The organism is Phenylobacterium sp. (genome assembly GCF_025934275.1).
Lineage (GTDB): Bacteria > Pseudomonadota > Alphaproteobacteria > Caulobacterales > Caulobacteraceae > Phenylobacterium.
In genome coordinates this window covers 1-9,833 of record NZ_JAICYI010000086.1, presented here as the reverse complement: position 1 = coordinate 9,833, position 9,833 = coordinate 1, and the positions used below count along the sequence as shown (strand labels likewise).

General features: G+C 70.0%; 10 protein-coding genes and 1 pseudogene. 9 read left to right on the top strand and 2 right to left on the bottom strand.

Going from position 1 to position 9,833, the window contains the following annotated elements; translation table 11 throughout:
• Together Q0W60_RS16635 and Q0W60_RS16630 are read left to right on the top strand one after the other, a co-directional pair.
• A partial coding sequence (locus Q0W60_RS16635) for an FAD-binding protein (RefSeq protein ID WP_297697204.1) occupies positions 1 to 820 on the top strand: 820 nt, incomplete at its 5' end.
• A gap of 16 nt (positions 821 to 836) precedes the next feature.
• Positions 837 to 1,619: a succinate dehydrogenase iron-sulfur subunit gene (locus Q0W60_RS16630; protein WP_297697203.1), complete on the top strand. Its 783-nt coding sequence runs from the start codon at positions 837 to 839 to the stop codon at positions 1,617 to 1,619.
• Between the two features lie 167 nt (positions 1,620 to 1,786).
• Here Q0W60_RS16630 and Q0W60_RS16625 read toward each other — a convergent pair whose 3' ends face one another.
• Entirely contained in the window at positions 1,787 to 3,058 is a 1,272-nt protein-coding gene (locus Q0W60_RS16625; protein WP_297697202.1) for a cytochrome P450, read from the bottom strand.
• A gap of 165 nt (positions 3,059 to 3,223) precedes the next feature.
• On the opposite strand from Q0W60_RS16625, the gene Q0W60_RS16620 reads away from it, so the two are divergent.
• From Q0W60_RS16620 to Q0W60_RS16605, 4 genes are all read left to right on the top strand, one after another.
• A complete protein-coding gene (locus Q0W60_RS16620) occupies positions 3,224 to 4,453 on the top strand; it encodes an FAD-dependent oxidoreductase (protein WP_297697201.1) in 1,230 nt (409 codons plus the stop codon).
• A gap of 119 nt (positions 4,454 to 4,572) precedes the next feature.
• Entirely contained in the window at positions 4,573 to 4,893 is a 321-nt protein-coding gene (locus Q0W60_RS16615; protein WP_297697200.1) for a 2Fe-2S iron-sulfur cluster-binding protein, read from the top strand.
• A gap of 23 nt (positions 4,894 to 4,916) precedes the next feature.
• Positions 4,917 to 5,312, top strand: a complete 396-nt coding sequence (locus Q0W60_RS16610) for a DUF1801 domain-containing protein (RefSeq protein WP_297697199.1) — start codon at positions 4,917 to 4,919, stop codon at positions 5,310 to 5,312.
• 95 nt (positions 5,313 to 5,407) lie between these two features.
• Positions 5,408 to 5,806 carry a PilZ domain-containing protein gene (locus Q0W60_RS16605; protein ID WP_297697198.1) on the top strand — a complete coding sequence of 133 codons (399 nt, stop codon included), beginning with the start codon at positions 5,408 to 5,410 and terminating at the stop codon, positions 5,804 to 5,806.
• A 92-nt stretch (positions 5,807 to 5,898) separates the two neighbouring features.
• Here Q0W60_RS16605 and Q0W60_RS16600 read toward each other — a convergent pair whose 3' ends face one another.
• Entirely contained in the window at positions 5,899 to 8,214 is a 2,316-nt protein-coding gene (locus Q0W60_RS16600; protein ID WP_297697197.1) for a PAS domain-containing sensor histidine kinase, read from the bottom strand.
• A gap of 97 nt (positions 8,215 to 8,311) precedes the next feature.
• On the opposite strand from Q0W60_RS16600, the gene Q0W60_RS16595 reads away from it, so the two are divergent.
• The 3 genes and pseudogenes from Q0W60_RS16595 to Q0W60_RS16585 form a co-directional block, all read left to right on the top strand.
• Positions 8,312 to 8,875, top strand: a complete 564-nt coding sequence (locus Q0W60_RS16595; protein WP_297697196.1) for a hypothetical protein — start codon at positions 8,312 to 8,314, stop codon at positions 8,873 to 8,875.
• Positions 8,868 to 9,278: a metallopeptidase family protein gene (locus tag Q0W60_RS16590; protein ID WP_297697195.1), complete on the top strand. Its 411-nt coding sequence runs from the start codon at positions 8,868 to 8,870 to the stop codon at positions 9,276 to 9,278. The genes Q0W60_RS16595 and Q0W60_RS16590 overlap by 8 nt, the downstream gene beginning before the upstream one ends.
• 103 nt (positions 9,279 to 9,381) lie before the next feature.
• A pseudogene (locus Q0W60_RS16585) lies at positions 9,382 to 9,833 on the top strand (ferritin-like domain-containing protein); the annotation flags it as partial.

Below are 9,833 nucleotides of genomic sequence, written 5' to 3'. Positions count from 1 at the left end.
GCTGGCGGAACGCCTGCCCGGCATCTCCGAATCCGCGCGCATTTTCGCCAATGTCGACGTGACGCGAGAGCCGATCCCGATCCTGCCGACCGTGCATTACAACATGGGCGGCATCCCCACGAACTTCTATTCCGAGGTGGTCACCAAGACGGGCAAGAACCCCGACGAGGTGGTGCCCGGGCTGATGGCGGTGGGCGAGGCGGCCTGCGTCTCGGTGCACGGCGCGAACCGGCTCGGCTCGAACTCGCTCATCGACCTGGTGGTGTTCGGCCGCTCGGCGGCGCTGCGGGCCGCCGAGGTGCTGAAGTCAGGCGACAAGCAGCCCGAGCTGAAGCCCGCCATGACCGAGGGCCACCTCGCCCGCTTCGACCGGTTCCGCCATGCGGACGGCGACACGCCGACGGCGGCGCTGCGGCTGGAGATGCAGCACTCAATGCAGGAGGACGCCGCGGTCTTCCGCACCGGCGACAGCCTGAAGTCCGGCGTCAAGCGCCTGCAGGCGGTGCACGACAAGCGCGCCGACCTGCGGGTCTCCGACCGCGGCCTGATCTGGAACACCGACCTGATGGAGACCCTCGAGCTCGACAACCTGATCGGCCAGGCGACGGTGACCGTGAACGGCGCGCTCAACCGCACCGAGAGCCGCGGCGCCCACGCCCGCGAGGACTTCCCCGAGCGCGACGACAAGGGCTGGATGAAGCATACGCTGGCCTGGTTCGACGACGCCTCGGGCAAGGTGAGGATCGACTATCGTCCGGTGCACGCCTTCACCATGACCAACGACATCGCCTACATGCCGCCGAAGGCGCGGGTGTACTGAGCGAGAGGGACACCCGATGGTTCAGCTCACCCTTCCGAAGAACTCGCAGGTCCAGACGGGCCGTCACCATCCGGCGCCGGAGGGCGCCAAGCGGACCAAGGCCTTCCGCGTCTACCGCTACGATCCGGAGGAGCCCGGCAATCCGCGCTGGGACACCTACGACGTCGACGTCGACGCCTGCGGGCCAATGGTGCTCGACGTGCTGCTGCACATCAAGAACACCATGGACGCGACGCTGGCGTTCCGGCGCTCGTGCCGGGAGGGCGTCTGCGGCTCCTGCGCCATGAACATCGGCGGGCGCAATACGCTGGCCTGCACGCACGGCTGGGAGGACGTCCCGGGCAAGGACGTCCAGGTGAGCCCCCTGCCGCACATGCCGGTGGTGAAGGACCTGGTGCCGGACCTGACGCTGTTCTACGCCCAGTACGCCTCGATCGAGCCCTGGCTGCACACCGACACGCCCGAGCCGCAGAAGGAGTGGATCCAGAGCCCCGAGGACCGCGCCAAGCTGGACGGCCTCTACGAGTGCATCCTGTGCGCCTGCTGCACGACCTCCTGTCCCAGCTACTGGTGGAACGGCGAGAAGTATCTGGGGCCGGCCACCCTGCTGCAGGCCTACCGCTGGCTGATCGATTCCCGCGACGAGGCCACGGGCGAGCGGCTGGACGCCCTGGAAGACCCCTTCAAGCTCTACCGCTGTCACACGATCATGAACTGCGCCCAGGTCTGCCCCAAGGGCCTCAACCCCGCCAAGGCCATCGCCGAAATCAAGAAGATGCTCGTCGAGCGGGTGGTCTGACCTCAGGGTTGGAAACCCGCACGCCTCAGGTCCTGCCCTGATCCGCACGCCGGCGGGCGACGTCCAGGCTCCAGCTCTGTCGGAGGCCGGCCGGCTTCAAGAGCGCCGCCAAGGAGAAGCGCAACGTCCCCTGAGGCGCCGCGAGGTCGGGACCGGCCGCGCCGCCGCTAGTTGCGGCGCGGGATCACCACCGGCAGGGTCTCGTAGCCCTTCACGAACACCGAATGGGTGCGGGTGGGCTCGGCCGCCAGCACCACTTCGGGAAAACGCTTGAGGATCTCCTCCCAGATGATGGTGAGCTGCAGCTCCGCCAGGCGGTTGCCGACGCAGCGATGGATGCCGAAGCCGAACGACAGGTGCGTGCGCGGCCGCGCGCGGTCGATGATGTAGCTGTACGGATCGGCGATGATGTCGTCGTCGCGGTTGCCGGAGACGTACCACATGGCGACCCGGTCGCCGGCCCTGATGGTCTTGCCGCCGATCTCGTGGTCGGCGAGGGCGGTGCGGGCCATGTGGGCGAGCGGCGTCTGCCAGCGGATGGTCTCGGAGACCATCGAGGGGACGAGGGCCGGGTTCTCGCGCAGCTTGCGGTACTGCTCGGGGTTCTTGTTCAGCGCATAGACCGAGCCGGAGATGGTGTTCCGGGTGGTGTCGTTGCCGCCGATGATCAGCAGCACCACGTTGCCGTGGTACTCGAGCGGCTCCATGTTCCGCGTCGCCTCGCCGTGCGCCATCATCGAGACCAGGTCGAACTTCGGCTCGGCGTTGACCCGCTCGTTCCATAGCTGGTTGAAGGCGCTGAAGCAGGCCTCCGCCTCCTCGCGCTTGTGCTCCCAGCTCTTGGCCGGACCGTGGCCGGGCGCATTGGTGAACATGTCGGACCAGTAGGTGAGCTTGCGGCGGTCCTCGAACGGGAAGTCGAAGAGCGTGGCCAGCGTCATCGCCGTCAGCTCCTTCGAGACCAGGTCCACCCAGTCGAACTCCTCGCCGATCGGCAGGCCGTCGAGGATCAGGCCCGCCCGCTCGCGGATCACCGGCGCCATCTTGGCGAGGTTCGCAGGCGCGACCGCCGGGCTCACGGTCTTGCGCTGCTCGTCGTGCTTCGGCGGATCCATGGAGATGAAGTTCGGCCGCCGCGGCCGGCTGTCGGCCTCGGCCTTGGCCTCGAGGCTCTGCAGCACGATGCCGTCGGCCGAGGAGAACACCTGGTGATTGGTGTCGATCGCCATGATGTCGTTGTATCGGCTGACCGACCAGTAGGGGCCGTATGCGCTCTCCGCCGTAAAGTGGATCGGATCCTCTTGCCTCAGGCGATCGAAGATCGGCCACATGGCGTCGCTCGCGAACAGGTCCGGCTGGGCCGGGTTGAGGGCCTCGACGGGAACGCTCCACGCCTCGGCGGCCGCCGCTTGCTTGAAATCCACCGATCCGTCGTCCATGGAGCGCCTCCGGATGATCCAGGTCGCAGCGCCGGGAGGCGCCGTGATTCACTGCAATGGGGCCTGTCCAAGCGCCGTTTCGCAAGCCCTATTGCGAATCCGCTCTCGCCAGCGGCGGGAGCCTGTTAAATTGACGGGGGCGTCACTTTTGGGCATCGGAAAGGCATGAGCGAGGCGGACGCACATGTGGTGATCCTCGGCGCGGGGCATGCCGGCGGCACGCTGGCGGCGCTGCTTCGCCAGTACGGCTTCGCGGGCCCGATCACCATGATCGGCGAGGAGCCGATCCCGCCCTACCAGCGGCCGCCGTTGTCCAAGGCCTGGCTGAAGGGCGAGGCGGACGCCGACTCCCTGGCCCTGAAGCCGCTGGAGTTCTATCGCGAGCAGGCGATCGACTTCCGCCCCGGCAAGCGCGCCCTCGCGCTCGACCGCGGCGCCAAGCGCGTGCGGCTCGACGACGACAGCGAGGTTTCCTACGACATCCTGGTGCTCGCCACCGGCGCCCGGCCGATCGCCCTTTCGCTCCCCGGCGCCGAGCTGAAGGGCGTGATGTTCCTCAGGACCGCCGCGGACGCCGAACGCCTGAAGGCGAGCATCGGCCCGGGCAAGCGGCTGGCGGTGGTCGGCGGCGGCTACATCGGCCTGGAGGTCGCCGCCTCCGGCCGCGCGCTCGGGGCCGAAGTGGTCGTCCTCGAAAAGGAGGCGCGGCTCCTGGCCCGGGTGGCCAATCCGACGCTGTCGGCCTTCTTCAAGGGCTACCACGAGGCTCGCGGCGTCACCTTCGAGCTGGGCTGCAGCGTGGTGGGCTTCGAGGGCGAGGGCGGCCACGTCGCGGGCGTGAGGCTCGCCGATGGCCGCGTCGTGGCCTGCGATGCGGTGGTGGTGGGCGTCGGCGCCCATCCGAACCAGGAGATCGCCGCCGAAGCCGGGCTCGAGTGCGCGCGCGGCGTGGTGGTCGACCTCGCGGCCCGGACCTCGGATCCGAACGTGTTCGCGATCGGCGACGTCACCCATCGGCCGATGCCGATCTACGACCGCATGTTCCGCCCTGAGAGTGTGCCCTCGGCGCTGGAGCAGGCCAAGCAGGCGGCCTGCGCCATCACCGGGCGGCCGGCGCCGGCGCCCGAGGCGCCCTGGAACTGGTCGGACCAGTACGACATCAAGCTGCAGATCGCCGGATTGCCGTTCGACGCCGATGAGGTGGTGGTGCGCGGCGACCCGGCGAGCGCCAGGTTCGCGGTCTTCCACCTGAAGGGCGACCAGCTGCAGTCGGTGGAGGCGATCAACGCGCCGCCGGAATTCATGATGGGCAAGCAGCTGATCCTGAGCCGCAGGGCCGTCGACAAGCAGAAGCTTGCCGATCCCTCCGTTTCCATGAAAGAGGTCGCCGCCTGATGGCGTTCAGCAAAAGCGGGAACCGGTTTTGCGCCCGGAATGCGCATCAAACCTTTTCAATCGAGAGCTGGATTCGATCTGATCGGGTCCAGCGCTAGGGGCGGGCGTAAGAGAGCACCATGGCGAAGATCACCTACATCGAGCACGACGGGACCGAGCACGTCGTCGACGTGAAGAATGGCCTGTCGGTCATGGAAGGCGCGGTGAAGAACAACATCCCCGGCATCGACGCCGACTGCGGCGGCGCCTGCGCCTGCGCCACCTGCCACGTCTATGTGGACCCCGCGTGGCTGGACAAGACCGGCGACAAATCGGCGATGGAGGAATCCATGCTCGACTTCGCCGAGAGCGTCGAGGACAACAGCCGCCTCTCCTGCCAGATCAAGGTCTCGGACGCGCTCGACGGCATGGTCGTGCGCATGCCGGAGAGCCAGCACTAGGACCACTCGCCCTGAGGAGCCGCATGAAGACCAGCGCCGCCACCCAGAGCGAGTCACCGTCGCGGCTGATCGACGATCGCATCCGCGAGCTGGGCGACTGGCGGGGCGAGACTCTGGCCCGCGTTCGCGCGCTGATCCGCGAGGCCGACCCGGAGGTGGTCGAGGAGTGGAAGTGGCGGGGCGTTCCGGTGTGGTCTCACGACGGCGTCATCTGCACTGGCGAGACCTACAAGCAGGTGGTGAAGCTGACCTTCCTCAAGGGCGCCTCGCTTGCGGACCCGGCGGGCCTGTTCAACTCCAGCCTGGAGGGGAACGCCCGGCGCGCCATCGACATCCGCGAGGGCGAGGCGCTCGACGCCACGGCGTTCAAGGCGCTGGTTCGCGCGGCCGCGACGCTGAACGCATCGAAGGCGCGATGATCGGCCACGGCGGCGGAATGCTTTGACGACTCGGCGGGGTCAGCCAAGCTACTATGGCCACGGGCTCTCCCGCTCGTCTCCGCCTGGAACCTTGCATGAGTCCGTCAGATTCCGATCGCGAACCGACCGACGCGCCGCCCTTGCGGATCGACCGGCGCTCGGAGCCCAGGACGCCGACCAACACCCCGGCGCGGCTGTTCTACGGCGACGGCTTCGCGCGGTGGATCGACTGCATCGTCATGGATCGCAGCACCAGCGGAGCGAAGGTCCAGGTGCCCGCCATCTTCCAGTTGCCCTCGCGACTGATCCTGCTCGATTACCGGGAAGGCGTCGCCTACATGGCGCGGCGGCGCTGGCGCAAGGGCGATCTCGGCGGGTTGCGGCTCGAGTCGCGGCACGAGCTCCGCGCCCTGCAGGGCCCCGGCCTGGAGGCGGTGCGCGAGGCCTGGCAAGCCCTGGAGAAGGGCATGCGCGCCTCGGATGGAGCGGATTAGGGCGAGGCGGCCAAGACCGACCCGGCGATGGCCGATGGGGTCACGGCGGCGCTGCGTCGGAAGATCGCGTGACGACTCCGTGACCTCGGATGCTAGGCCAGCCTCAGCTCCGGCTGGGCGGCCGCGGCCTGGGCTTCCTCCGGCAGGTGGCAGGTGAAGGCGGCGCCCGCGCCCGGCTCGCTCTCCAACGCGACCCAGCCGCCGTGCAGCTCGGTGAGCGCCTTGACCAGCGCCAGGGCCAACCCCGGACCGCCCCGCTCGCGGCCGATGAAGCGGTCGAAGATGTGCGCCTGGACGTGGAAGGGGATTCCCCGCCCGGTGTCGGTGACGGTGAGCTGCACCTCGCCCAGGCCCTTCTTCACCGCGACCGTGACGCTCCCCTCGGGCGGCGTCTGGGCGAGGGCGTTGGCCACCAGGTGATCGAGGATTTGGGCGAGCCGCCGGGCGTCGCCGCGGATCAGGCCGACGTCGTCCGAGGCTTCGACGTCGAGCCTCACGCGGGCCGTCTCCGCGGCGGCGCCCCAGCGCGCGGCGCCGCTCTCGAGGAGCTGGGCCACGCGCACCTCCTCCAGGTCCAGCGCCATCTCGCCGGCGTCGATCTGGGCCATATCGAGCACGTCGTCGATGGAGCGGGCGAGCTGGGTGGCCGCGGCCTTGACGGCGGCGGCGTACTGCCGGCCGCGGTCGGAAACGATCTCGCCCTCGAGTAGCTCGGAGTAGCCGATGATCGTGGTGAGCGGCGTGCGCAGCTCGTAGGAGACATTGCCCACGAAATCCCGCTTCAGCCTCTCGGCTTCGGCGAGCGCCGCCTCGCGGTCGGCCAGCGCGCTCTCCAGGCGGCGCGCATCGGTGACGTCGGTGAAGGCGATCAGCGTCGCCCCGTCCGGCAGCGGCCGCGACTGGTAGGCGACCGTGCGGGAATCCGCGGTCCGGGTCTCCCCGGCCATCGGCGCGCGCGCGGAGGGGTCGGGGTCGGCCACCCGGCCCTTGAGCTCGCGCCAGAAGCTGCGGTCGTGGAGCTTGGGCACGCAGAGCTCGACCACGCCCTCGAAATCGCCGGCCGCCTCCAGCTGGGCGGGCGCGATGTTCCAGAACGCGGCGAAGGCGTCGTTGGAGAGCCGCAGCCGCCCGTCCGAGCCGAACACGGCGACCGCGTCGGAAAGCTTGTCGAGCGTCGCCTGCTGCACCTCGATGAGGGCGTTGTACTGCGCCTTCAGCTTCAGCTCGCCGGTGATGTCGGAGAACAGCAGCAGGATGCCGCCCATCGGGTGCGGCTGGCGCACGACCTTCAGGGTGCGGCCGTCCGGCAGGCTCCAGAGGTCGTCGGCCGCCGGGCCGAGTTGTTCGTAGCGGGCGAGCTCGCCGGCCTTCCACTTCGCGTAATCGGCGGTCTCCGGCAGCCGGCGGCGCTGGCGCAGGCGGTCGAGCACCTCGCCGTGGGACGGCCGGTCGGCGAGCCAGGCGGGCTCCAGGCCCCACAGCTCGGCGAAGGCGGCGTTGTGGAAGATCAGCCGCTTGCCCTCGCCGAAGATCGCGACCGCCTCGGCGATGTGGTTCAGCGTCTCGTCGTGCGCCTCGACGTTGCGCTTGAGGGTCTCGCGGGTCTCCTCCAGTTCGGTGACGTCCTCGGTCCAGACCCCGACGCCGCCGCCCTCCAGCGGCTGGGCCGTCACCCGGAACGCCCTGCGGCGGCCGCCGACCGTGGCCCAGCGCACCGCCTCGCGGACCCGGGCGAGATTGGCCGCTTCGCTGGCCAGCGCATCGGCGCCGCGGTCGAAGGCGAGCCCCCGCGCCGCCGCGTCGTCCAGGTCGCGGGCGTCGACGGCCTGCAGCCAGGCGGCGTTGACCCAGACCGGCGAGCCGTCGGCCGCGGCGATCCAGGCCGGGCTGGCGCGCGCGTCGAGAAACGCCGCGAACCGGGGCGCAGTCGGCAGCCCCGCATCCTCGCCCATCGCCGCGGAGAGCCGCAGCCAGGCCAGGGCGCCCGTCGCGCGCCCTTCGACGGCCACCAGCCCCGCCTCGCCGCGCACCTCGAAGGCGCAGGCCTCGCCGCGCTCGAACAGCGCCCGAAGCCGCCGCGCATGGTCCGGATCGGCGCGCATGAGGGCGTTGACGATGGCCTGCGGCTCGGCCGACTCGACCGAAAGCACGCGGGCGCAGACGCCCAGCGACTCCTCGCCCGACGCCAGCATGGCCTGGCCGTCCTCCACCGCCAGCAGGGCGGAATCGAACGCTTCGGCGGAGGCCTGGGCGGCGTCGGCGCGGCCCTCGATCTCGGCGAGCTCGACGCGGAGGGCCGCGATCTGGGCGGCGGCCTGCCGACGCTGCGCGAGCGCCCAGAGCACGGCGCAGATCGCCAGCGACACCGCGCCTGCAGCCGCCGCCAGGATCAGTTCGTGCGCACCCATCCCCGCGTCCTGCGAATCACCCGCATGGAGACTAAGCCCAGCCGCGCCCCGCCGCATCCGCGGCGCATTTTCGCTATATGTGCTGGCGAGACGCATGATGGCGGCGATGACGATCCTCTATCCGGTGGCGGCCAATGCGGAGCAGGCGCTCTCGCGCCCCTTGGGCCGGGCGGCCCGGGAACGCGAGGCGCGAACGCTGGCCGGAGAGCCGGTGACCTTCGCGACCGAGCCCGTCGGGCCGGGCTTCGCGAACCGCGAGGCGGCGCTGGCGGCCTATCGCGAGCGGGTGGAGGCCGCCGAGCCCGACGACCGGTATTGCCAGCTGATCGAGCGGATCGCCGCCGAGCCAGGCAAGCCTGCCCGGCTCGCGCCCGTGAAGCCCACGTTCGAGGACGGCCGCCGCTGGCCCGCGCCGCCGGCGAGCCCGCCGAAGACCGTCTGGCGGCTGATGGTCTCCTACTGGCGGCCGCAGAGCGCCGCCGCGGCCGAGGCGCCGCAGGCGCGGGTGGCGCGCAAGGCGGCTGGCGACGTCGATCGCGAGACGCTGAACGCCATGGCCCGCGCGCCGCTGCGGCCGGTCGAGCCCCAGCAGCCGCTGGATATCGGCCTGTTCGAGACCCGCCTGCCCGAGGCCCCGCACATTGTGGTGCCCGATGACTGACCGGGCCGGCGCCGGCCGCGCCCCCTCGCTCGACGACTTCGCCGCTCTCGCCGAGGCCGCCTTCCAGGCGCTGCCCGAGGCGTTCCGGCGGATGACCGGGGCGGTGCTGTTCCGCGTCGAGGACTTCGCGCCCGACGAGGTGCTGGACGAGCTCGGGATCGACGATCCATTCGAGCTCACCGGACTCTATCAGGGCGTCGACCTCACCCGCCGCTCGATGTTCGATCCTGCGCCGCAGCCCTCGGCCGTCTTCCTGTATCGCCGCCCGATCCTCGACGAATGGGCGGCGCACGGTGAGATCACCCTTGAGGAGCTGATCGCCCACGTCCTGGTCCACGAGATCGGCCATCACTTCGGCCTCTCCGACGCGCAGATCGAGGCGATCGAGGCGGCGGAGCGCTAGCCGCAGAACGTGACGCCCCCGTCATCTTTCTTGACGCGGTCGCCGCAAGGGTTATCTTTACCCCGTCAAGATAGAACGCCTCCCAGCGCCTCAGGAGACCCGTATGGCCGACGGCAACATCACCAAGGATATCCTCTACGACGCGGTCGCCCCCGACGACTTCGAGTCGATGCTGGAGCTGGACCGGTACAACGCCCGATCGACCGCGTTCGACAAGATCATCTCGGCCACCCACGACCACTTCTGGGATCCCCTCGATCCCAAGTACATCGACTTCTCCGAGCCGTTCGACATGGCCTCGACCATGATCCTGCCGGAGAAGATGATCGGCCCGCTGCAGCTCGACTACGTCAACCAGACGCTGGGCTCCGAGGCGCGCCGGATCGCCTTCGCCAACGCCTCGACGCTTCGGACCTTCTCCTCGATCCTGCACGGCGAGCAGGGCGCGCTGAACCTCTCGGCCAGCCTCTGCCATGTGCTGAAGGACCAGGGCGCGCAGGAATACGCGGCCAACCAGACCCGCGAGGAGGCCCGCCACGTCACCGCCTTCGCCCG